Annotated in this window: 21 protein-coding genes; 12 read left to right on the top strand and 9 right to left on the bottom strand. The window is 71.2% G+C overall.

Annotated features, from left to right (window positions below; all coding sequences use genetic code 11):
• The first annotated feature begins 138 nt into the window (after positions 1–138).
• The 7 genes from AB0I77_RS21400 to AB0I77_RS21370 all read left to right on the top strand — a co-directional run bounded on the left by AB0I77_RS21400 (position 139) and on the right by AB0I77_RS21370 (position 7,825).
• Positions 139–963, top strand: coding sequence for an enoyl-CoA hydratase-related protein (locus AB0I77_RS21400; RefSeq protein ID WP_363284217.1), 825 nt, complete (start codon positions 139–141; stop codon positions 961–963).
• Between the two features lie 151 nt (positions 964–1,114).
• Complete coding sequence (locus AB0I77_RS21395) at positions 1,115–1,747, top strand: hypothetical protein (RefSeq protein ID WP_363284216.1); 633 nt, start codon at positions 1,115–1,117, stop codon at positions 1,745–1,747.
• A complete protein-coding gene (locus AB0I77_RS21390; RefSeq protein ID WP_363284215.1) occupies positions 1,744–4,329 on the top strand; it encodes a putative PEP-binding protein in 2,586 nt (861 codons plus the stop codon). The genes AB0I77_RS21395 and AB0I77_RS21390 overlap by 4 nt, the downstream gene beginning before the upstream one ends.
• The gene (locus AB0I77_RS21385) at positions 4,326–5,468 is read left to right on the top strand and encodes an acyl-CoA dehydrogenase family protein (RefSeq protein ID WP_363284214.1); all 1,143 of its coding nucleotides are present in this window, start codon (positions 4,326–4,328) and stop codon (positions 5,466–5,468) included. The genes AB0I77_RS21390 and AB0I77_RS21385 overlap by 4 nt, the downstream gene beginning before the upstream one ends.
• A gap of 38 nt (positions 5,469–5,506) precedes the next feature.
• Complete coding sequence (locus AB0I77_RS21380; protein ID WP_363284213.1) at positions 5,507–5,932, top strand: OB-fold domain-containing protein; 426 nt, start codon at positions 5,507–5,509, stop codon at positions 5,930–5,932.
• The gene (locus AB0I77_RS21375) at positions 5,929–7,083 is read left to right on the top strand and encodes a thiolase family protein (protein WP_363284212.1); all 1,155 of its coding nucleotides are present in this window, start codon (positions 5,929–5,931) and stop codon (positions 7,081–7,083) included. The genes AB0I77_RS21380 and AB0I77_RS21375 overlap by 4 nt, the downstream gene beginning before the upstream one ends.
• A 34-nt stretch (positions 7,084–7,117) precedes the next feature.
• Positions 7,118–7,825: an SDR family NAD(P)-dependent oxidoreductase gene (locus AB0I77_RS21370; protein WP_363284211.1), complete on the top strand. Its 708-nt coding sequence runs from the start codon at positions 7,118–7,120 to the stop codon at positions 7,823–7,825.
• Between the two features lie 16 nt (positions 7,826–7,841).
• Here AB0I77_RS21370 and AB0I77_RS21365 read toward each other — a convergent pair whose 3' ends face one another.
• Positions 7,842–8,501 carry a TetR/AcrR family transcriptional regulator gene (locus AB0I77_RS21365; RefSeq protein ID WP_363284210.1) on the bottom strand — a complete coding sequence of 220 codons (660 nt, stop codon included), beginning with the start codon at positions 8,499–8,501 and terminating at the stop codon, positions 7,842–7,844.
• Positions 8,502–8,641: 140 nt separating this feature from the next.
• Between AB0I77_RS21365 and AB0I77_RS21360 the strand changes: the two genes are divergently transcribed.
• Positions 8,642–9,250, top strand: a complete 609-nt coding sequence (locus AB0I77_RS21360; RefSeq protein ID WP_363284209.1) for a helix-turn-helix domain-containing protein — start codon at positions 8,642–8,644, stop codon at positions 9,248–9,250.
• A gap of 74 nt (positions 9,251–9,324) precedes the next feature.
• On the opposite strand, the gene AB0I77_RS21355 is transcribed toward AB0I77_RS21360, so the two are convergent.
• The 4 genes from AB0I77_RS21355 to AB0I77_RS21340 form a co-directional block, all read right to left on the bottom strand.
• Positions 9,325–10,710: a 2-oxo acid dehydrogenase subunit E2 gene (locus AB0I77_RS21355; RefSeq protein ID WP_363284208.1), complete on the bottom strand. Its 1,386-nt coding sequence runs from the start codon at positions 10,708–10,710 to the stop codon at positions 9,325–9,327.
• 3 nt (positions 10,711–10,713) lie between these two features.
• Positions 10,714–11,739 (bottom strand): alpha-ketoacid dehydrogenase subunit beta, encoded by a 1,026-nt coding sequence (locus AB0I77_RS21350; RefSeq protein ID WP_363284207.1) that lies wholly within the window; start codon positions 11,737–11,739, stop codon positions 10,714–10,716.
• A gap of 4 nt (positions 11,740–11,743) precedes the next feature.
• Positions 11,744–12,754 (bottom strand): thiamine pyrophosphate-dependent dehydrogenase E1 component subunit alpha, encoded by a 1,011-nt coding sequence (locus AB0I77_RS21345; protein WP_363284206.1) that lies wholly within the window; start codon positions 12,752–12,754, stop codon positions 11,744–11,746.
• 105 nt (positions 12,755–12,859) lie between these two features.
• A complete protein-coding gene (locus AB0I77_RS21340) occupies positions 12,860–13,363 on the bottom strand; it encodes a VOC family protein (protein WP_363284205.1) in 504 nt (167 codons plus the stop codon).
• A 250-nt stretch (positions 13,364–13,613) separates the two neighbouring features.
• Between AB0I77_RS21340 and AB0I77_RS21335 the strand changes: the two genes are divergently transcribed.
• From AB0I77_RS21335 to AB0I77_RS21320, 4 genes are all read left to right on the top strand, one after another.
• On the top strand, positions 13,614–14,879 hold the full coding sequence (locus tag AB0I77_RS21335; protein WP_363284204.1) for an aromatic ring-hydroxylating dioxygenase subunit alpha: 1,266 nt from the start codon (positions 13,614–13,616) through the stop codon (positions 14,877–14,879).
• Between the two features lie 29 nt (positions 14,880–14,908).
• Positions 14,909–15,700 (top strand): SDR family NAD(P)-dependent oxidoreductase, encoded by a 792-nt coding sequence (locus AB0I77_RS21330; RefSeq protein ID WP_363284202.1) that lies wholly within the window; start codon positions 14,909–14,911, stop codon positions 15,698–15,700.
• Entirely contained in the window at positions 15,697–17,469 is a 1,773-nt protein-coding gene (locus AB0I77_RS21325) for a PEP-utilizing enzyme (RefSeq protein ID WP_363284201.1), read from the top strand. The genes AB0I77_RS21330 and AB0I77_RS21325 overlap by 4 nt, the downstream gene beginning before the upstream one ends.
• Before the next feature lie 74 nt (positions 17,470–17,543).
• Complete coding sequence (locus AB0I77_RS21320; RefSeq protein ID WP_363284200.1) at positions 17,544–17,858, top strand: putative quinol monooxygenase; 315 nt, start codon at positions 17,544–17,546, stop codon at positions 17,856–17,858.
• A gap of 190 nt (positions 17,859–18,048) precedes the next feature.
• On the opposite strand, the gene AB0I77_RS21315 is transcribed toward AB0I77_RS21320, so the two are convergent.
• Genes AB0I77_RS21315 through AB0I77_RS21300 form a run of 4 tightly spaced genes read right to left on the bottom strand, consistent with a single transcriptional unit; the run spans position 18,049 to position 21,042 of the window.
• Positions 18,049–19,092 (bottom strand): NADP-dependent oxidoreductase, encoded by a 1,044-nt coding sequence (locus AB0I77_RS21315; protein WP_363284199.1) that lies wholly within the window; start codon positions 19,090–19,092, stop codon positions 18,049–18,051.
• A 4-nt stretch (positions 19,093–19,096) separates the two neighbouring features.
• The gene (locus AB0I77_RS21310; RefSeq protein WP_363284198.1) at positions 19,097–19,315 is read right to left on the bottom strand and encodes a transposase; all 219 of its coding nucleotides are present in this window, start codon (positions 19,313–19,315) and stop codon (positions 19,097–19,099) included.
• A 3-nt stretch (positions 19,316–19,318) separates the two neighbouring features.
• Positions 19,319–19,633 carry a 2Fe-2S iron-sulfur cluster-binding protein gene (locus AB0I77_RS21305; RefSeq protein ID WP_363284197.1) on the bottom strand — a complete coding sequence of 105 codons (315 nt, stop codon included), beginning with the start codon at positions 19,631–19,633 and terminating at the stop codon, positions 19,319–19,321.
• Positions 19,634–19,635: 2 nt separating this feature from the next.
• Positions 19,636–21,042: an aromatic ring-hydroxylating dioxygenase subunit alpha gene (locus AB0I77_RS21300; RefSeq protein ID WP_363284196.1), complete on the bottom strand. Its 1,407-nt coding sequence runs from the start codon at positions 21,040–21,042 to the stop codon at positions 19,636–19,638.
• Between the last annotated feature and the right edge of the window lie 420 nt (positions 21,043–21,462).

The raw sequence follows: 21,462 nt of genomic DNA, 5'->3' as shown, positions 1-21,462 counted from the left end.
GCTGTGCGGCATGGATCACTCGGCGAGAACGGAGAGCAGCCCATTGCCGAAACTGTAGAGCGGGACCAGTATGTGAGCGCCCTTCTCAAGCAGGTGCGCCCTTCCCAAGCAGGTCCCGACGACGGGAGAACCCCTCCGATGAGCACCCAGCCAGTCCGGGTCGTCCGCCACGCCGACGGAGTCGTCGAGCTGCTGCTGGACGACCCCGGACGTGGAAACGCCCTGGATCTCCCGACCGCCGAGGCCCTGCGCGACGCGGCCGCCGACGTCACCGCGGATCCGGGCGGCGCCGTCCTGCTGCGGGCGGCGGGCGGGAACTTCTGCGTGGGCGGCGACCTGCGCGCCTTCGCCGGCCGGGGCGCGGACACCGCCCCCTATGTGCACGCGGTCGCCTCCGCCGCGCATGAGGCCGTGCAGGCCTTGCACGAGCTGCCCGTGCCCGTCGTGACCGCCGTGCGCGGGGCGGCGGCGGGTGGCGGGATCGGGCTGGCCCTGGCGGGCGACCTCGTGCTGGCGGCCCGGTCGGCGCGCTTCCGGCTGGCGTACACGGCGATCGGGCTCACCCCGGACTGCGGTGCCTCATGGGTCCTCCAGCGGCTGCTGGGCCCTCGGCGGGCGGCGGACCTGATCCTCACCAACCGGGTCCTGACCGGCGAGGATGCCGAGCGGTGGGGGCTGGTGTCCCGGGTCGTGGAGGACGACGAGCTCGACGACACGGCGTACCGGACCGCCGCCGAGCTGGCGGCCGGTTCCGGTGCCGCGCTGCGGGCCGCGAAGGAGTTGCTGCGGGCCGGCGCCGAGGCACCGCTGGAGAAGCACCTCACCGAAGAGGCGCGCTCGATCGCCGCTCTGGCGGGCGGTGCGCAGGCCCAGGCCGCGATGGAGTCGTTCCTCGCCGCCCGGTCCCGCGGCAAGGCGCCCTCCGCGCGGTCGGCGCAGGAGAAGCCGCAAAGTGTTTCTTGAGTACCTCTTCACTAACAGGGCGGCTCGGGCGTAACCTCCGGGCAACACAGATCGCAGTCCCCTGCGTACGCACCACCCCGTCGAGGTCCCTGCGACCCGGCAACCGTCGCCGCGCGGCCTCAGCCCGCGCCCCACAGGAAAAGGTGTGGAGATGCATTCTGCTGCCGCGGAGCGGACAGACGCGCTCGACAAGACCCTCACCGATGCCGTCATCGACCTCGTCCTGCGCGGCATGTGGCGCGGTGTGCCGGAGGCTCAGTACCGCCCTCTGGTCGATGCCGGGCTCGCCATGGTGAAGGGCCCGATGGTGCTGCCCACCGAGTACGCCAAGAACGCCGCGGCCAAGATGCTGCGGATCCCGGCGGACTCGGAGCTCAAGGATCGGATCAACGCGGTCTACGAGGCGTTCCTGCCGGTCAACAGGAAAGTGCGCGAGGTCTGCACGGCCTGGCAGTGCCGCCCGGACGGCAGCGTCAACGACCACAACGACAGCGTCTACGACGCCGAGGTCCGCGAGATGCTGGAGGACGTGCACGAGGCCATCCAGCCCGTGCTGCGCAGGCTGGAACGCCTCCTCGCGGGCAGCGGCCGGTATCTCACCGGCCTGGAGGAGGCGCTCGACCAGTTCGACGACGGCGGCCCCCAGTGGCTGGCCTCCCCGCTGTGCGACTCGTACCACACCGTGTGGATGCGGCTGCACCAGGAACTGCTGCTGGTCCTGGGGATCAGCCGGGCCGACGACGAGGCCCTCGAGGAAAAGCTCGTCCGAAGGAGCCGAGGTTGAGCATCACCGACCGACAGGCGGGCACCGTCGCCCGCCCGGAGGCCGCCGGCCTCGCCCTGGTGCCGTACGGCCAGGGACGGATCCGCGGACTGGACGCCGATGAGCTGGGCGCGCACGGCATCGCGATGGACCGGCTGGTGGCCCTCGGGCTGCCGGTGGTCCCGGGGCTGACCGTGCCCGCGAGCTCCGCGCGGGCGCTGGGCGAGCCCGGCACCGCGCGGGCGGCCGTCGAACTCGTCGAGCAGCTGTCGGGACGCCGGGTCGGCGACCCGGCGCGGCCACTGTTGCTGCGGCTGTCGGCGAGCGCGCCCGGCGAGGTCGCCGGACTGCCGCCCGACCTCGCCTGTCTCGGAGTCAACCCGGACAACGCCGCGGACCTGTGCACGGTCATCGGCCGCGCGGACGGACTGTACGAGGTGTGGGCCACGACGGTCCGGATGATCGCGGAGTACGCCCTCGACGTACCGACCGCCGTACTGGACGACGCGCTCCTCGACGCCCCGGAGCCCCGCGCCCGGGTCGAGGCCCTGCTGTCCCTCGTCGCACAGCACGCCGAGCGGCCCTTCCCCGACGACCCGGCCGAGCAGCTCGCCCTGGCCGCCCGGGCGGTTCTCGCCCGCTGGGACTCGCCGCGCGCCAGAAGGTCGCGCAAGGCCCAGAAGCTCCCCGCCGACCTGGGCATCGCCCTGCACGTACAGGCGCTGCGCATCGGCCCCTCGGACCGCTCCGGCTACGGCACGGCGGTCAGCCGCCACCCCGAGACCGGCCGCTTCGCCGCGGAGGGCTTGTTCTTCCGGGGCGTGCGCCGCAGCGCGCCACCCCCGCACACCGGCGAACCGCTCAAGAAACTCACGGCGGGCACGACCCTCCTCGAGCATGCGCTGCTCACCCTCGAACGCCATCTGCACGCACCGGTCTTGGTCGACTTCGAGGTGCGCGACGGCGAGATCTCCCTGCTCGCCGCCGCCGTGCAGAGCCGTCCGCCGCTGCGTGCCTCGGTGTGCCTCGCGGCGGACCTGGCCCGGGACGGAGCACTGGAGAAGGAGGACGCGGTACGCCGGATCTCTCCCGCGCAGGTGCAGGAGCTACTGCACCCGCAGCTGAAGCTGACCGGCGACGAGGACCTTCTGGTCCGCGGGCTGCCCGCGTCCCCCGGGGCCGCGACCGGCGTCGTCGTGCTGTCCAGCGAACGCGCCCTGGAGCTGGCCGCCGAAGACACGCACGCCGTTTTGGTGATGCACGAGACCACACCGGCCGACGTCCCCGGCATGCTGGCCGCCGCCGCGGTACTCACCGGCAGCGGAGGCATCGCCTCGCACGCGGCCGTGGTGGCCCGCGGCGCCGGCAAACCGGCGGTGTGCGGTGCCGAGGGCCTGCGGGCGGACCGGGCCGCCGGCACGGTACGGATCGGGGACCGCGTGCTGCGCGAGGGCGACCCGGTGTCGCTCGACGGCCGCACCGGCGCCGTCTACGCCGGAACGCTGACCATCAGCGTCGCCGGACCCCCGCCGGAACTCTCCACCCTGCTGGAGTGGGCCGACGACACGCGCCGGCTCGGAGTCCGGGTCAACGCCGACACCGCGGCGGAGGTGAACACCGCCGTCGCCCTCGGCGCGGAGGGTGTGGGCCTGTGCCGTACGGAGCACCAGTTCCTCGGCGAGCGGCTGCCGCTGATCCGCAGCGTCATCCTGGCCGCCGACCCCCAGGCCCGCGACGAGGCGCTGCTCGCCCTGGAGCACGCCCAGCACGAGGACTTCAAGGCGCTCCTCGCCGCGGTCGGCGACCGCCCGGTCACCGTGCGCCTGCTGGACGCCCCGCTGCACGAGTTCCTGCCCGCTCCGGGCGAGGCCGAGGCCGCCGGTGACACAGCGGCCGAGCAGCGGGCGGCGTCCCTGCGCGAGGCCAACCCCATGCTCGGGTTGCGCGGGGTACGTCTGGCGCTGCTGCACGAGCGGCTGTACCCGGCGCAGGCCGAGGCGCTCTTCTCCGCGTGGGCCGATGTCGCCGCGACCGGCGTCCGGCCCCAGCTGGAGGTGATGATCCCGCTGGTCAGCATGGAGGAGGAGCTGGCGGCCGCGGCCGGCTTCGTGCGCGACGCCGCCGCGACGGTGGCCGCCCGCACCGGCGTGGAGGTGCCGTACCGGCTGGGCACGATGATCGAGACTCCGCGGGCCGCCCTGATGGCCGCCGAACTCGCCGAGCACGCCGAGTTCTTCTCCTTCGGCACGAACGACCTCACCCAGCTCACCTACGGATTCTCCCGGGACGACGTGGAGCGCCAGGTACTCGCCTCGTACCAGGAACGCGGGTTCCTCACCGCCAGCCCGTTCGCCCGGCTCGACCCGCACGGCGTGGGCGCGTTGATCGCCCTGGCCGTGGAGCGGGCGAGGAGCGTACGGCCCGACATCAAGCTCGGCGTGTGCGGTGAGCACGGCGGGGACCCCGAGTCGATCGCGTTCTGCGACGACCTGGGACTGGACTACGTCTCCTGCTCGGCGCACCGCGTGCCGGTCGCCCGCATGGCGGCGGCCCACAGCGTGCTGCGCGGGCGCGAGAGCGAACGGAACAGGACAGCGACATGACCACTGTGACCGACCCCGCCGGCGAGGTGACCGAGGCCTCCGAGTCCGGACTGTCCGAGTCCGAACTGGAGGATCTGCGCGAGACCGTGCGCTCGGTGTGCGCGGACGCGGGCGGCATCGCGGCCGTGCGCTCGCTCGACGAGCACTCCCCCGGCATCCACGCCGACCTGTGGGACACCCTCGGCCGGCAGGTGGGCCTCGCGGCCCTCGGCCTGCCTCAGGACGTGGGAGGCATCGGCGGCCTGGCGGAGATCGCCGTGGTCTGCGAGGAACTCGGCAGGACGCTGACGCCGGTGCCGCTGCTGTCCTCCACCGTGCTGGCCGGGCAGGTGCTGGCCGGCTGCGGCACCGCCGCGAAGCCGCTGGCGGAGCTGGCCGAAGGCCGCGTGCACGCACTCGCGGTGGCCGCGCCCGACGGTGTCTGGCGGCCGGGCGCCGTGCCGGTGGGGGTGACGTGGCGCGGTGGCGTCGCGGTCCTTGACGGCACCGCGCCGTTCGTCCTGGACGGTGCCGACGCCGAGGCCCTGGTGGTCGCGGCCGCCGGTCCCGACGGCGTGGACCTGTTCCTCGTCGACCCGCGCGAGCCGGGCGTGACCGTCCGCCGGGTGCCCACCCTGGACCTGAGCCGCGGCCAGGCCGTGGTCACCTTCGCCGGTGCCCGGGCCCGTGCGCTGACCGCCGGGGGCGAGGGGACGGAGGTCGTCACCCGCGCCCTGGACACCGCTCTGGTGGCGCTGGCCGCCGAGCAACTCGGCGGTGCGCAGGCGGCGTTGGACATGACCGTGGCGCATGTGCGGGACCGTACCCAGTTCGGCAGGGCACTCGGCAGCTTCCAGGCGGTCAAGCACACCTGCGCGGACATGCTGCTCCAGGTCGAATCCGCGCGGTCCTCGGTCGTACGGGCGGTGCGCGCGGCCGAGTCCCCGCAAGCGCTCGCTCAGGCCGCCGCGGTGGCGCAGTCCTGGTGCGGCGAGGCCTTCACGTTCGTCGCGGCGGAGAGCGTCCAGCTGCACGGCGGCATGGGCTTCACCTGGGAGCACGACGCGCACCTGTACTTCCGGCGCGCGCAGTCCGACGCCGTACTGCTGGGCGGTGGCGCACACCACCGGGAACGGCTCGCCGGGCTCCTGGGCTGGTAGCCCGCAGCTCTCAGCCGGCACGAGAACAGGACGACACCATGACCTCCAGACTCATCGACGACGGCCTGTTCGACGGCGCCGATCCCCCGCGCCTCGTGGGGGCGCGCTGCTCCGGATGCGGCACCGTCGTCTTTCCCCGGCAGGACTCCTGCCCCAGGTGCTCGGACGGGACCATGGCGGCGCACCCGCTGCCGGTGCGGGGGCGGGTGTGGTCGTGGACGCTCCAGGTGTTCCCGCCCAAGCCGCCGTACCGGCCGCCGGCCGGGGGCTTCGAGCCGTATCACGTCGGCTATGTGGACCTCGGTGAGGTGCTGGTCGAGGCGCGGCTGGAGGTGTCCCGCCCGGAGGTACGGATCGGGCTTCCGGTCCGGCTCACCACGGTGCCCGCGTACCAGGACGAGGACGGGACCGACGTGCTGACGTTCGCGTTCCGCCCGGATGCGCGATCGGGAGGCCAGCGATGAGCCGGAACGACGACATCTACGTGGTCGGCTGCGGGATGCACCCCTTCGGCCGCGACGAGTCCGTCACCGGGATGGACATGGCGGTGCGGGCGGTGCGCGAGGCGCTGGCCGACGCCGGTGTCGGCTGGGAGGACATCGGGTACGCGGCGGGCGGCTCCGACGTGTCCGGCAAGCCCGACACGCTGGTGGGGCGACTGGGGCTGACCGGTGTGCCGTTCGTCAATGTGCAGAACGGCTGCGCGACCGGGGCCTCGACGGTGCTCGCGGTGGCCAACGCGCTGCGGGCGGGCGAGGCGTCGCTGGGGCTGGCCGTGGGGTTCGACAAGCACGAGCGGGGCGCGTTCCATGTGTCGGCGGCCCGTTACGGTCTGCCTGACTGGTACGCGGAGACCGGGATGATGCTGACGACCCAGTTCTTCGCCCTCAAGACGCAGCGCTATCTGCACGAGTACGGCATTCCGGAGCGGGCGCTGGCGATGGTGGCCGCGCGCGCCTTCCGCAACGGCTCCCGCCATCCCCTGGCCTGGCGGCGCAAGGAGCTCACGGAGGAGGAGATCCTGCACTCCGCCGAGGTGAGCCCGCCGCTCACCCAGTACATGTTCTGCTCCCCCGGTCAGGGCGCCGCCGCACTGGTGCTGGCCCGCGACGACCGCGCCTTCGACCTGTGCGAACGGCCGGTCAAACTGGCCTCGTTGGCCTTCCGGACCAGGCGGTTCGGCTCGTTCGAGGTGTTCTCGCCCTGGCTGCCGCCGGGACCGCACCGCAGCCCGAGCGTGGATGCGGCGGAGGCGGTCTTCCGCGGGGCCGGTCTGCGGCCCGCCGATGTGCGGGTGGCCCAGTTGCAGGACACCGACAGCGGCTCGGAGTTGATTCACCTGGCCGAGACCGGGCTGTGCGGGCACGGCGAGCAGGAGGAGCTGCTGGCCGCGGGAGAGACCGACTTCACCGGCCGGATCCCGGTCAACACCGACGGCGGGTGCCTGGCGGGCGGCGAACCGGTCGGCGCCTCGGGTCTGCGTCAATTCCATGAAGTCGTCCGGCAGTTGCAGGGCCGCGCACCGGGAGTGCAGGTGCCGGGCTCTCCCCAGGTGGGCTTCACTCATGTGTACGGGGCGCCCGGGATCAGCGCGTGCGCGGTGCTGACGGTCTGAACGGCGCGGCTGCGCACAACCGAGGAGAACTGTCATGAGCGAGAGCAGAACCGCCCTGGTCACCGGCGGCGCGCGCGGGATCGGCGCGGAGATCTGCCGGCAACTCGCGGACCAGGGGCTACGGGTCCTGGTCGGGGCGCGGAAGCGGGAAGCCGCCGAGGAGGTGTGCCGTGCCATCGGCCCGGCGGCGCTGCCGCTCACCCTGGACGTGGGTTCCGCGCTGAGCGTCACCGAAGCGGTGCGCGAGGCCGGGGAACTGATCGGCGGGAGCGGTATCGACGTACTGGTGAACAACGCCGGGGTCTCCCTGGACGGCGACCTGCGGCCGCCGTACCTCGACGAGGACGTCCTGCGCGCCACCCTGGACATCAACCTCGTGGGTGCCTGGCGCGTGGCCGAGGCCGTCGTCCCGGGCATGGTGCGGGCCGGCTACGGACGGGTCGTCAACCTCACCAGTTCCTACGGCTCGCTGGCGCTGATGGACTCCGGCCGGCACCCGGCCTACCGCGTCTCCAAGACCGCGCTCAACGCCCTGACCCGGATGCTCGCGGGCGAGTTGGCGGGAACGGGCGTCCTGGTCAACGCGGCCGACCCCGGCTGGACCCGCAGCGGTATGGGCGGCTCGGCCGCCCCGCGCGGGCCCGAGGAGGGTGCGGACACGCCCGTCTGGCTGGCGACTCTGCCAGAGGGCGATGAGACGACGGGCGGGCTGTTCGCCGAGCGCAAGCCGCTGCCCTGGTGAACCTGACCAAGCCCTACTAGGCCGGTGTGCTCGCCGACTCGGCCTTCTGGTCGGCGGCGACGATGCGCAGCGCCAGGGACCTGACCGCCTCCTGCACGGAGTGGGACGGCATCCGGGACAGCGGTCCGCCCTCGGCGCGCAGCGCGGTCACGAGGATGGTCGTACTGATGAAAGTGCGGACCGCGAGCGCCTGCGAGGCGTGCCGCGCCTTGGCCGCCCGCGGACTTCGGGCGGTGCTCTCGGGCAGATAGTCGTACGCACGCTGGATGTGCCGCTGCTCGAACTCGTCGCGCAGTAGCTTGATGGTGCCGTTGGCGGAGGCGATCTGGACCTGGTAGAGCCGGGCCTCGTCCGGGTTCTTCTCCACCCACTCCCACACGGCGTCGATGGTGCGGATCAGGCCCTCGGCGTCTCCCGGCTCGGTGTCCGGACGGGCCGTCTCCACGACGATGTTCAGCTGGTCGAAGACCCGCCGCATGGCGAGTTCGAGCAGCTCCTCCTTGCCCGCGAAGTGGTAGTAGACGGCCGTGGGCACCACCTGTGCCTCGTCCGCGATGTCCTGCACACTGGTCTCCGCGAAGCCGTTGCGGCCGAACACCCGGACGGCGGCGCTGATGATGTGCTGACGTCGCGAAGGACGGTGGGCGGGCTGCTTGCCGTTCGTGGTGGCCATCATGCTCCCTGCCGGTTGCCGCGACCGGTGCCTGCGAGCCCCGGCGTACTGACCATGTTATCCAGTTACTCCCGCAGGTCGAGCCCGTAAACCCTGGTACCCGCATGGCTCTGGAGGACCAAGGTCACGGCATACTTGACACCATGACTACATCCGGAACCCGCGCAGCTCACCGCCCGTCGCGCAGGCAGTGGGTGATCGAGGCAGCCACGGAGCTCTTCGCCACCCAGCCTCCGGACGAGGTGACCGTGGCGGACATCGCGGCTCGGGCGGAGATGACGTCGGCCGCGGTGTACTACCACTTCTCCTCCAAGGACCAGGTCCTGGTGGAAGGTATGCGGGTGTTCGCCGCCGCGCTGCGCGAGCAGTTGGAGACGCTCACGCAGGCGCACGAGCCCGGCGCGGACATCGGCCCGACCGTTACGGCGCTGGTGGTCTGGCTGGGCGAGCACCGGTCCGCCGCGACCGTGTTCTTCGTGTCCTCGGCAGGAATGAGCCAGGAGGCGGAGGCACTGCGGCACGAGATCCGGACGCAGTTGCTGGCGGAACTGGTACGGCTGATCAGCAAGGGCCGAGCACCGGTCACGGACGCGGAGGCGGCGGTGATCGGCCTGGGGGTGCTGGCGCTGCTCGAGACCGCGGCGGTCTCGCAGGTCCGGGGGGACGACGTCTACCGCTCCCTCGGGCACCGTTCCTTCCTCGGCGAGGTCGGCCGGCTCGCCGAGCGGATCGCCGATCCGGCGGCCGAGTAGCCGACCGGGACGGAAGGGCCCGCGCCCACCGACCGGATGGATGGAAAGGGTCGACGGACGCGGGCCGGGAGGACTCAGACCAGGAGCCGAAGAGGTTTGCGCAGCAGCTCACCGACCGTGCGCAGATACTCGGCCGCCGGCGCCCCGTCCACGGCACGGTGGTCGAAGGTGAGGCTCAGGGTGAGCACCTGGGTGCGTCGCGGCTGGTCGTCCACCCACTCGACACCGTCCTTGAGCCTGCCCACGCCGAGGATGGCGACATTGCCGGGGTTGACCACAGGGGTGAAGAAGTCGACGCCGTACCCGCCCAGCGAGGTGACGGTGAACGTGGCGCCGTCCAGCAGCGCCGGGGAGATCCGGCCGGAGCGGGCGCTCTGAGCCAACTCCCTTGATCTGCGGGCCATTTCGGGCAGCGGCAGCTCCGCCGCGTCCTCGATCACCGGGACGAGCAGACCGTTCGGCACCGCTACGGCGAACCCCAGGTGGATGCCCTCGTACAGGTGGATGCCGTCCTCGAGCACCCCCGCGTTGAGCAGTGGGTGTTCCCGCAGGGCCAGGGCGGCGGCCTTCATCAGGAAGTCGCTCAGGCTGGGCACCGGCAAGTCGCTGTCGGCCCATTCCTGCTTCAACTGCGCCCGCAGCGCTACGACGGCGTCCATCCGCACTTCGTAGCCGTGCGTCAGCTGCGCCATCTCCTGGAGGCTGGCGTGCATCCGGCGGGCGATGGTGCCGCGCATTCCGGTGAGGGGGATGACGTCCCCGGGCTGTGGTGACGCGGTGGCCTTGCGAGCCGCCGGGGGCGGTGCCGGTGCGGCCGCCGGAGTGGCGGCGTCGAGGTCGGCGCGTCTGATCCGGCCGCCCGCACCCGTGGGGCGTACGTCCGCGAGGTCGATGCCCCGTTCCTTCGCCAGGCGACGGACCAGGGGGGAGGTGGGGGTCACCGGGTCTGCCCCAAGGACGACAGGCGGCTGCGCCTCCTGGGTGAGCAGGTACTCCTCCACGTCCTCGGAGACGATCCGGCCGCCGGGCCCGGTACCGCGCAGGGCGGTGAGGTCGACGTCGGTCTCGGCCGCCACCCGGCGGGCGTTCGGCGAGGCCAGGAGCCGGCCTGTCGAGCCGTTGATCCCCACCGTGCCATTGAGTGCGGGCACCACGTCCGTACCGGTGGCGGCTTCGGACTCGGTGGGCATCGGCGGACCCCCGGCGCCCTGCGGCGGCGCCTCCCCCTCAGCCAGCAGCCAGCCGATGAGTGCCCCTGCCGGAAGGGTCGCCCCGGCCTCGACCGCGGGGTGGAACAGTCCCCCGGCCTCCGCCTCGACATCCACGTCGACCTTGTCGGTCGCCAGCCGCAGCAGCGCGTCGCCCTCCGCGACGGCGCCGCCGGTCGGCACGAGCCATTCGTCGATCGTGCCTTCCTGCATGGTCAGGCCGATCTTCGGCAGCAGGACTTCGACCGCCATCGGTCACGACCTTTCGAGGAGACGACGGCAGCCCCGCACGATGCGGGCCTGGTCGGGCACATAGGCCTTCTCCAGCACCGGGGAGAAGGGCACCGGGGAGAAGGGGGCACCGACGCGCAGCACCGGCGCGTCGAGGTAGTCGAACGCGGCGTCCTGGATCTGGGCGGCGATCTCCGCGCCGAGCCCGCCGAAGGTGACGGCCTCGTGCACGACGAGGACCCGGTTGGTGCGGCGCGCGGAGGCGATCATGGTCTCGGTGTCCAGCGGCTGCACGGTGCGGGGGTCGATGACCTCCACCTCGATGCCGTCGGCGGCCAGTTCCTCGGCCGCCGCGAGGGCCTCGCCCACCATGCGGCCCAGGGCGATGACGGTGACGTCGGAGCCCTGCCGCGCGGTGTGGGCCTGGCCGAGCGGGATGCCGTAGATCTGCTCGGGCACCTCGCTCTTGCTGCCCAGCAGGACCTTGTTGAGCATGACGACGACGGGGTTGTTGTCCCGGATCGCCGAGACGGTCAGGCCCTTGGCGGTGTAGGCGTCGGACGGCATCACGACCTTGAGGCCGGGCACGTGGCAGAGCCAGGCCTCCAGGCTCTGGCTGTGCTGCGCGGCGGCGCCGAGGCCCGCGCCGGAGGCGGTGGTGATGGTGAGCGGCACCGACACGGAGCCGCCGAACATGTACTTCATCTTGGCGGCCTGGTTGACGATCTGGTCCAGGCAGACGCCGATGAAGTCCATGAACATCAGGTCGACGACGGGGCGCAGTCCCCGGGCGGCGGCGCCCACGCCGAGGCCTACGAGCGCGGCCTCGGAGATCGGGGTGTCGATCATGCGGCGGGGGCCGAACTCGTCGAGCAGGTTGTCGAACATGCGGAAGACACCGCCGTAGCCGGCGACGTCCTCGCCGGCGACGAAGACGTTCTCGTCCTCGCGCATGACCTGCGCCAGGCCCTCGTTGAACGCCTTGACGTAGGTGAGCTTGCGGCCCGTGCCGTCCGGGGCAGGGGCCGGAGCTTCGGTGATGGTGGTCATGGCGTCATCCCGAGTAGACGTTGAGGAGGAGGTCTGCGGTGTCGGGCAGCGGGCTGGCCTCGGCGTAGGCGATGGCCTCGGCGATCTCGTCGCGGGTGCGCTGCCAGGTGTCGTCCAGCTCGGCGCGGGTGGCGGTGCCGTCGGCGAGGGCCCGGGCCTCCAGCAGGTCGATCGCGTCGCGGGCCTTCCACTCCTCGACCTCCGCGTCCGAGCGGTAGGGGTGACGCAGTCCCTTGACGCCCTGGTGGTCGTAGTAGCGGTAGGTCTTGGCCTCGATGAACATGGGGCCCTCGCCGGCCCGGGCGCGCGCCACGGCCTCGACGGTGGCCTGGTGCACGGCGAGCGCGTCCATGCCGTCGACGATCACGCTGGGCATGCCGTAGGACGCCGCCCGGTCGGCGACGTCGGTGATCAGCATGTGCTTCGACTGCGGGGTGAACTCGGCGTAGCCGTTGTTCTCGCAGATGAACAGGACCGGCAGGCGCAGGATCGCGGCCATGTTGGCGCCCTCGTGGAAGCTGCCGATGTTGGTGGCGCCGTCGCCGAAGAAGGTGACGGCGATGTTGTCCTCGCCCCGGTACTGGGCGGCGAAGGCGGCTCCTACCGCGATCGGGACGCCGGCGCCGACGATGCCGTTGGCGCCGAGCATGCCGAGGGTGACGTCGTTGATGTGCATGCTGCCGCCGCGGCCGAGACAGGCGCCGGTGACGCGGCCGTACAGCTCGGAGTACATGTGCTTGAAGCTGACGCCCTTGGCCACGGCATGACCGTGTCCCCGGTGCGTGGAGGTGATCTGGTCGTCGTCACGCAGGGCCGCCATCACGCCCGCGGCGACCGCCTCCTGACCGACGTAGAGGTGCAGAAAGCCCGGCAGCTTGCCGGCTTCCATGAGTTTTCCCGCCTCGGTCTCGAACAGGCGGATGCGCACCATGCGCTCGTGCAGATCCCTGACGACCTGCGCGGATGCCTGGTTCGCGACCGGATCGGCCGACTTCTTCGATGCCCTTTGAGCCATCGTCCGCCCCTTCGCCCCGAGCGAGGTGTGTCACGCAATCGGACTTTGTTGTGCCGGTCTACAGTAACCAGCTCCGGGCACCTTACTGAAGAGGTTCTCTAATTACTACGGCTCGGACCGACCGGGCACCTGAACGTCCCCGCGCTCGTCGACCAGCTCCAGCGCATTGCCCTCCGGATCCGCCCAGAAGCTGATCCGGCGACCGCGCGCCCGGACGACGACCGGATCCGACAGCGGCCGGGCACCTCCGGCCGCCAGAGCCGTCACGACCGGGTCCATGTCGTCCAGATGGAAGGTGAGATACGACAGCCCTCGGCGCGCGGTCAGCGACAGAGCGGACTGGGCGGAACCCGGGGCGAACCGAGGCCGGATCAGCTTGACGCGACCCCCGGAGGGCACCTGGAGCCAGACGACGAGCAGCTCGTCGCCCAGCCCCGCCGGGATGCCGATGGACGCCGGGACGAGAGAGCGGTGCACTTCGAAGCAGCCGAGCATCTCACCGTAGAAGCGCGCCATCAGGTCCAGGTCGTGCACGACGACACCGGCCTCGAACGGCTCGGTCATGCGCGCCCGCGCCACGGACACCGGATCGACCCTGTCGTCGGCCACCACACCGCCTCCCTGCCGAGTGTGCGGCCATCACACTCCCGCAACTGGAGCCGGTCAATAGAAAGATCGCCTGACGCTTGGACCTTTTTGTCCCGAGCGGATGCCATGTGACCTGCGGGGAAATGAGCCGCCACTTCCTCACTTTCTATTGACAGACAACACTTACCCCTGTTGTCGTGTCGCTCACAGCCCAGCTGCCGTATCCAGAAGCCCTTCCCGAGCTCGCGGCTGGAAGGATTGTGAGGACATCGTGGTCCAGACCAGTTCCCCGGAGATCGGGGCGGCCGACGCCGATCGTCAGCCTCCCCCGGCGCCGGAATACAACTCGTGGATCGGCCAGGACCGCTCCACCGACGCCGCGGGCCTCGCCATGCGGCAGGAGGCGGCCGAACTCGTCGAGCGTGTCATGAAGCACTACCGTGACAACACGACGCACGAGGCCGAGGACCAGTGGACGGAGCCCGTCGGCAACTACCTCGACGCCGACCGCTGGCAGCGCGAGATGGACGCCGTCCACCGGAGCGTTCCGATGCCGCTCGCCATGTCCTGCGAGCTTCCCGGACCGGGCACCTACAAGGCCCTGGACGTGCTCGGCATCCCCGTGCTGATCACCCGGGACCGGCAGGGCGTCGTCCACGCGATGATCAACGCCTGCCGCCACCGCGGCGCCCAGCTCGTCGAACCGGGATGCGGTGTGTCCAAGCGGATCACCTGCCCGTATCACTCCTGGTCCTACGACCTGGCCGGGGAGCTGCGCGGCGTGTACGCCGAGAAGACCTTCGGTGAGGTGCCGCGCGAGGGACGCAGTCTGGTGCGGCTTCCGGCCGGTGAACGCGCCGGGATCGTCTTCGTGTCGCTCGACCCGGCCGCCGAGCACGACCTGGACGCCTGGCTGGGAGATCTCCAGCCGCTGCTCGAGGGGCTCCGCTTCGCGGACTGCCACCACTACGCGAGCCGTGAGCTGCTCAGTCCCAACTGGAAGGTCACCCTCGACGGGTACCTGGAGACGTACCACTTCGCCTCGCTGCACCCGAAGACGGTCTTCGAGACGAACTTCTCCAACATGATGGCCCACGACACCTGGGGCCCCCACCAGCGCCTCGCGGCGGCGCTGCGGCCCATCGCCGACGTAGTGGACCTGCCGGCCGACAAGCGTGACCCCGGTGACCTCGTCGGAGCCATCTACTGGCTCTTCCCCGGTCTGGCCATCGCGGGTACCTGGCGCAACAAGATCGCCGTCTCCATCGTGATCCCTCGTACGGCGACCGAGTCGGTGACCCAGCAGATCATCCTGCTGCGCGAGCCGGCCGTCACCGAGGAGGAGCGCCAGGCCGCCGACCAGTTCGGCGAGTGGTTCTACGAGGTGGTCCGCGACGAGGACTACGCGACCACCTACGGCGTCCAGCGGAGCCTGAAGGCACTGAACGGCACCGACTTCGTCTTCGGACGCAACGAGCCCGGACTCCAGCACTTCCACCGCACCATTCACAGCCTCTTGGGCGAAGCGTCCAAGTGACTCACTCACAGCACTCGCAGGAGAACAGCATGGTGGCTACGGGCAGCCTCGACGGACGTGTCGCGGTGATCACGGGCAGCACGCGCAGCATCGGACGGGCCATCGCCGAGGCCTTCCTGGCCCAGGGCGCCACAGTCGTCATCAGCGGCCGCTCCGAGGTCAAGGGCAAGCAGGCCCTGGAGGAGATCGGCGCCGGGGACCGGGCGGTCTTCCACCCCTGCGACGCCAACAGCCAGGAGGACATCGAGGGGCTGGCGGACTTCGCCGCGGAGCGCTTCGGCCGGCTCGACATCTGGGTCAACAACGTCGGCGGCACCTCGGGCTTCGCTCCCGTGCACCAGCTCAGCGACGAGGCCTGGCACAACGCCCTCAACCTGAACCTCAACGCCTACTTCTACGGCACCCGCCGGGCGCTGCCGAAGATGCTGGAGGGCGGCTGGGGCCGCATCATCAACATCTCCTCCGTCGAGGGCAAGCAGGCCAACAAGCCGGCGATCAGCCACTACATCACCAACAAGCACGCCATCCACGGCCTCACCAAGGCGACCGCCTTCGAGTACGGCACCCAGGGCATCACCTGCAACGCGATTTGCCCCGGCGCGGTCGACACCGACCTGATGCGGGAAGCCGGGCCGGCCGCGGCCGAGGCCGAGGGCATCAGTTACGAGGAGTGGCTGGGCCGGTTCGCCGAGCATGCCGCCACCAAGAAGATCACTACCGTCGAGCAGATCGCGGGCGTCGCCTCGCTGCTCGCGAGTGACGCGGGCGCGGGCATCACGGGCACGCTGATCAGCGTGGACGGCGGAACGTCGCAGTGGTGAGCGAGGGAACGGACAGCGGGAGCCCCATCGCCATGAAGCACTGGATCACCGACTGGCAGCGCGACGAGCGGCTGCCCCACTACACCCGCGCCAACGCGGGCGAGACCCTGCCCGAGCCGGCCAGCCCGCTGGGCTGGACCCTGGTCTGGGGGCGCGGTCTGCAGGGCTGGCGCCACAGCTTCGTCGAGTTCGGCATCTATCGCGGGGACGAGGTGACCGGCCCCAGACCTCCGTTCGTCGGAGTCTTCGGCGGTTACTTCTACCTCAACCTGTCCCACCTGCGGCTGTTCGGCATCCGCATGGGGCAGACCGCCGACCAGATCGACGCGGCCTTCGTCGGCCAGCGCTCCGACACCCCGGTGTACGTGGCGCACCCCGACGACCAGGACGCCGAGCTGACGGCCAAGGCCGGAGCGACGCTCCAGCGGATGCTCGGCCAGAGCGGCTACCCGGAGGCCGACTCCGACCATGAGCGGCTGCGCCGGATCCGCCACGAGCGGCCCGACCTCACGCAGCTGTCCGACGCCGAACTGGTGAAGCGTGCGCGCTCCTTGCTGGACGACGTGGAGACGACCTTCTACCGGCACGTCGAGTCGTCGCTGCCCGCGTCCGTCGGACCCGCGATCCTCGCCCCGCTGTGCGGGAGCGTGGACCGTCCCGGCGCGATGCTCGACCTCATCGGCGGGCTGGGCGACGTCGACTCGGCCGGCCCCGCGGCAGGTCTGTGGACACTGTCCCGCCAGGTGGCGGCCTCACCCGACCTCATGGCCCTGTTCGACCAGGGACCGGCCGCGGTGGAGCAGGCCCTCGAAGGGGCCGCCGGGGACGTCAAGGCGTTCCGGGACTCGTTCCAGGAGTTCCTGGCCGAGTCCGGCGACCGCGGACCCAACGAGTGGGACATCCACGCACTGTCGTGGGAGGCCGCGCCGATCCAGGCACTGGCCCTGGTCGACCGGATCCGCAACAGCTCCGACGGGGACTCCCCGGCCGCCCGCCACCAGCGGCTGGCGGATCACCGCCAGGCGACGGCCGCGGAGATCCGTGCCGCCCTCCCCGAGGACGCGCAGCCGATGTTCGACGCCGGGATGCATGCCGCCGGCGTGTGGATCCCCGCCCGCGAGCGGACCAAGGCGAACTGCGTGACCGTCATCAACGAGATCCGGATGGCCGTACGCGAACTCGGCCGCCGGGGTGTCGAGGCGGGGCGTTTCTCGAAGCCCGAGGACGTGATGATGCTGCTGGAGACCGAGCTCGACGACTATGTCGCCGACCCGGACCGTTTCAGCTCCGACATCGCTCAGCGGCTGGCGGAGTACGCCCAAGTGGCCGAGCTGGAACCGCCGTTCTTCATCGCGGACGATTCCCGTACGGAGATCGACAGCTGGCCGCGGCGCAGCGAGGAGCGGGCCGAACCGGCCATCGAGGGTGACGTCCTCAAGGGGGACGGCGGCAGCCACGGCACGTACACCGGCAGGGTGCGGGTGGTCTCCGACCCGGCCTCGTGCGAGGCGCTGGAGCCGGGCGAGGTACTGGTGGCGCCGATCACGGACGCCGCCTGGACCCCGCTGTTCCTGGTCGCCGGAGCGGCCGTCGTGGATGTGGGCGCGCTCAACAGCCACGCGGTCGTGGTCTGCCGCGAGCTCGGCATTCCGGCCGTCATCTCCGTCGAAGGCGGTACGCAGCGGCTGCGGGACGGCATGGTCATCACGGTCGACGGCACCAAGGGCACGGTCACCGTGGACAGCGTCCCGGCGGCACTCGCCATCTGAACGGCCCGCGGGCCCGTCGCTCCTTCCTGACCGAGGGCGGCGGGCCCCCGGGCATGAGTAGGGAAAGGACCACCGTGGCAGAGGAAATCATCGTCGCCGGCTGGATGGACTACGAGCCCGCGGACCGCGACACGATGCTCGGGCACCTCGTCGAAGTCGGGAAGCGCACCCGTGCGGAGGAGCCCGGCTGCCTGGACTACGCCATGGCGGCGGACCCGTCCGACGAGCGCCGGATCCGGGTCTTCGAGCGGTGGGTGTCCCAGCAGGCCTTGGACGAGCACTTCACCACGGCGCACATCAAGGACTTCCGCGCGGCCACGACGGGGCTGACCCGGGTGGGGGTTTCCCTGGAGACCTTCAGCGTCACGGCGGGACGTTCGATGCGGTAGGCGTACGCGCACGCACGGACGCGCATGCGGGGGCGTCAGCCACGGCTGGCGCCCCTTTGGCGCGTGCGCGGGCGCCGCGGCCGACGCCCCGTGGAGCATGCGCGGACACCGCGGCCGACACCCCCGCACCGCACACGCCCCCATGACGCGTGCGCGAATGCCGCAGCCCGCCCCCCGACGGTCGCCTGAACTACACGCGGCTGTAAGGATCCTCGGCCAGCCGGACCAGCATCTTGCCGACGTTGCCACCGTCCAGCAGGGCCAGCAGAGCGCCGGCCGCGCTGTCGAGGCCGTCCGTCACCGTTTCGCGGGCGGTGATGCGGCCCGAGCGCAGCCACTCGGCCACCCGGCTCTCGAACTCCGGCCGCAGATCCTCATGGTCGCGGACGATGAAGCCGCGCAGGGTGAGCCGTTTGAGGACGGCCTGGATCAGCTGGTTGATGTCGGTGGACCGCCGCTCGCCGCCGAACTGCGACATCATGCCGCACAGGGCGATACGGCCGTCCGTCCGCAGGGCGTGCAGGGCGGCGGCGAGTTGCTCTCCGCCGACGTTGTCGAAGTAGACGTCGATGCCCTCGGGCGCCAGCCGGGCCAGGGCCTCGCGCACCGGCTCGGCGCGGTAGTCGGCGGCGGCGTCGTAGCCGAACTCCTTGACCAGCAGGGCGCATTTGTCCGGCCCGCCGGCGGTTCCGACGACGCGCTCCGCGCCCAGCAGCCGGGCGAACTGTCCGGCGGCGCTGCCCACGGCGCCGGCCGCCGCCGACACGAAGACGGTGTCGCCGGGGCGTACCTCGGCGATCCGCGCGAGCCCGACGTAGGCGGTGAAGCCGGTCTGTCCGAGCAGGCCCAACCACGTGGGCAGCGGGGCGAGTTCCGGGTCGATCCGGCCCGCGGCATCGGTGTTCGCGGGGTCGAGCACGGCCCACTCGCGCCAGCCGAGCTGGTGGCGTACGAAGGTGCCCGGCGGCACGGAGGGGCAGCGGCTCTCCACCACGACGCCGAGGGCCCGGCCGTCCAGCGGCGATCCGGGCGTGAAGTTGTGCGTGTAGTGCTTCTCGGTGCTCTCCAGCCGCCCGCGCATCGACGGGTCGACGCTCATGTAGAAGTTGCGGACGAGCAGTTGGCCCTCGCCGAGCGGCGGTAGCGGGCGCTCCTCGACGGCGAAGTCACCGAGCGCCGGTTCCCCTTCCGGCCGGCGCACCAGGCAGACCACCCGGGTGGTACGGGGCGCCACCGGCTCATGCCTCCGGCTGCTGGGCGCCGCGCCGCTGGGCGAGGCGGCCCACCCAGCCGGCCATCTGGAGGTCGGCGTGGCGCAGTTCGCCGGACTGCCAGCGGGCCTGGAAGTCGAAGATGCCCTGCGCCCCGGTCCTGGGGTCGGTCACCTCCACCAGCCCGTCCTCGGTGAGCCGGTACACCTGCCCGGTCAGCGGATGGGTCACTTGCTTGGCGCTCACGGCTCACTCCTGCGGTCTGCGGCGTACGCCGCGTTTGGTCACGGTCACCGGACCCACGACCCGGAGCCGGCAGGCGAGCCGGGTCAGGCCGTCCACCGGCTTGCGCAGGGCCTCGATGCCCTCGCGCTCCAGCGGGCCCACGGGCGAACAGTTCTCGGCGCCTTCCTCGACCGCCACGAAGCAGGTGCGGCAGGTGGCCTTGCCGCCGCAGAGGGTGGGCCAGCGGTAGCCGAGCCGCTGGGCGGCGCTGAACAGGTCCTCGCCGTCCCGCACCTCCAGCTCGACGCCCGAGGGCCGGACCGCGACCCGGTGCGTCACGGTCACTTCTCCATCCACTGGTCGAGCGTCTGGTTGAAGTGGCGGATGCGGCTCTCCTGGTAGTTGGACAGGGTGATGCCCGGCTTGCGCATCGTCTTCAGGCCCTGCTGGACGTAGGGGAGGTTCTCGCAGTCCTGGTCGAAGACGGGCCCTAGCACACCGAGTTCGGGGATGTCGGCGAAGAGCATCTCCTCCGGTACCCAGCGGATCTTGGCCGGGGGCGGCATCTCGCCGGGCTGCTTCGGGGCCGACATGAAGATGATCTCGGCGGTGCAGGAGTCCGGGTCGAGGCCGTTGGGCCGGAACCGGTAGATGATGTTGGACTTGGCGCCGCCCCACGGATTGAAATTGGGGAACAGCAGGTAGTTGATGGCGTCCAGCAGCTCGGTGTCGGCGGTCTGGGTGAAGTCCTGCTGCGAGGTGGCCGCCAGCTGGGCGCGCATCCGTTCGGCGAGGACCTGTCGGGCGGTGCCGCCGGGCGGTATCGCGGGCATCTCATCGCCCTCCTGGATCACCAGGTCACGGCCCTGGGCCGCAGCGTAGAACGCCCGCGAGTCGTAGAACGTCTCCAGGACGTCCTCCTCCGTGACCGAGTCGGCCACGTGCGGGCTGGGGGCGCCCTGGATGTTGATCATGCGGTTCCAGTTGGGCTGGTCCGCCATGACGTCGTACTGGGAGTTGGCGTCGGCGAGCCAGGGCAGCATCTGCGGGTGCGTGGCGATCACGTGGAAGGACTCGATGAACGCGTCCTGGGCGATCTTCCAGTTGCACGGCAGCACCTTGGCGATGTGCAGCGACTTGTAGCGGTCCTGAAGCGGCCAGATGTAGTACTCGTCGAAAGTGCCGCAGTAGCTCTCGAAGGACTCCGCGTACGGGTCCATGTTGATGAAGACGAAGCCGCGCCAGGTGGCCACCTTGGCCTCGGGGAGGGCGAACTTCTCGGGGGTGACATGGGGGAAGTCCCAGGCGCAGGGTGGGGTCTGCATGCTTCCGTCGAGGTTCCAGGTGAAGCCGTGGAACGGGCAGCGGAACTCGCCGACGTTGCCGCTCGAGGTGCGCAGTTTGCGGCCGCGGTGCAGGCACGCGTTGATGTAGGCGCGGATCTCGTCCGGCGCCGTGCGCACGATGATCAGTGAGTCGTCGCCGATCTCGTAGATCTCGTGGTCGCCGACCTCGGGGATCTCGCTCTCCAGGCAGGCGAACTGCCACGCGCGGCGCCATACCTGCCGCATCTCGCGCTCGGCCCATTCGCGGGAGGTGAAGCGGGTGGTGTCGATGTCCTCGCTGCCGATGTAGTCGTTGTTGACGTACCTCAAGGCGGGGGGAACCGGCCGGCTGTCCCGGTCGAGGTAGTCCTGGACGCTGGGTCCGGGACACCGCGCCGTGCCCAACTCCGACGTTTCGTCCATCTTCTCTCCTCAGCCAGAAACTTTAGAGTGAGTGTAGTTATTGGTCGCGGCTCGGAGCAATACTCGCGACTCCGCCAGGGCGCGAGTAAACCCCGCTCTCCGGGGACCGACATGGACCGTCTTGAATAAATTTGCGACTGCCCCCTCCCCAAGGCCGACAGCGCGTGCCACACTCCGTCGCACCCGAGGCTGTAGAGCCTCACAAGTTTCTCTTCGGCCTGGGGCAGCGTCTGCCCCGTCAGGGCCACAGCGCCGCCCGCTTGCCACGGCGGCCCGTGCCGTACCCCACGACGGCGATCCACCCAGCCCGCTCGATCACCTGAGCGTGCCGTCCCGGCGCGGGCGGCACAGGAACCGCCTGTACAGAGCCGGCCGCCGCGGACGCGGGAGCGACGCGGGCCGCGACAGCACAGGCACCAC

This window comes from Streptomyces sp. NPDC050619, from assembly GCF_040654815.1.
GTDB lineage: Bacteria > Actinomycetota > Actinomycetes > Streptomycetales > Streptomycetaceae > Streptomyces.
This window is presented reverse-complemented; position numbering and strand designations above follow the sequence as displayed.

Excerpts from the sequence above, each read along its gene's own strand:
- AB0I77_RS21400 (WP_363284217.1), top strand. The coding sequence starts at position 139 with ATGAGCACCCAGCCAGTCCGGGTCGTCCGCCACGCCGACGGAGTCGTC.
- AB0I77_RS21395 (WP_363284216.1), top strand. The coding sequence starts at position 1,115 with ATGCATTCTGCTGCCGCGGAGCGGACAGACGCGCTCGACAAGACCCTC.
- AB0I77_RS21385 (WP_363284214.1), top strand. The coding sequence starts at position 4,326 with ATGACCACTGTGACCGACCCCGCCGGCGAGGTGACCGAGGCCTCCGAG.
- AB0I77_RS21380 (WP_363284213.1), top strand. The coding sequence starts at position 5,507 with ATGACCTCCAGACTCATCGACGACGGCCTGTTCGACGGCGCCGATCCC.
- AB0I77_RS21375 (WP_363284212.1), top strand. The coding sequence starts at position 5,929 with ATGAGCCGGAACGACGACATCTACGTGGTCGGCTGCGGGATGCACCCC.
- AB0I77_RS21370 (WP_363284211.1), top strand. The coding sequence starts at position 7,118 with ATGAGCGAGAGCAGAACCGCCCTGGTCACCGGCGGCGCGCGCGGGATC.
- AB0I77_RS21365 (WP_363284210.1), bottom strand. The coding sequence starts at position 8,501 with ATGATGGCCACCACGAACGGCAAGCAGCCCGCCCACCGTCCTTCGCGA.
- AB0I77_RS21360 (WP_363284209.1), top strand. The coding sequence starts at position 8,642 with ATGACTACATCCGGAACCCGCGCAGCTCACCGCCCGTCGCGCAGGCAG.
- AB0I77_RS21355 (WP_363284208.1), bottom strand. The coding sequence starts at position 10,710 with ATGGCGGTCGAAGTCCTGCTGCCGAAGATCGGCCTGACCATGCAGGAA.
- AB0I77_RS21350 (WP_363284207.1), bottom strand. The coding sequence starts at position 11,739 with ATGACCACCATCACCGAAGCTCCGGCCCCTGCCCCGGACGGCACGGGC.
- AB0I77_RS21345 (WP_363284206.1), bottom strand. The coding sequence starts at position 12,754 with ATGGCTCAAAGGGCATCGAAGAAGTCGGCCGATCCGGTCGCGAACCAG.
- AB0I77_RS21330 (WP_363284202.1), top strand. The coding sequence starts at position 14,909 with ATGGTGGCTACGGGCAGCCTCGACGGACGTGTCGCGGTGATCACGGGC.
- AB0I77_RS21300 (WP_363284196.1), bottom strand. The coding sequence starts at position 21,042 with ATGGACGAAACGTCGGAGTTGGGCACGGCGCGGTGTCCCGGACCCAGC.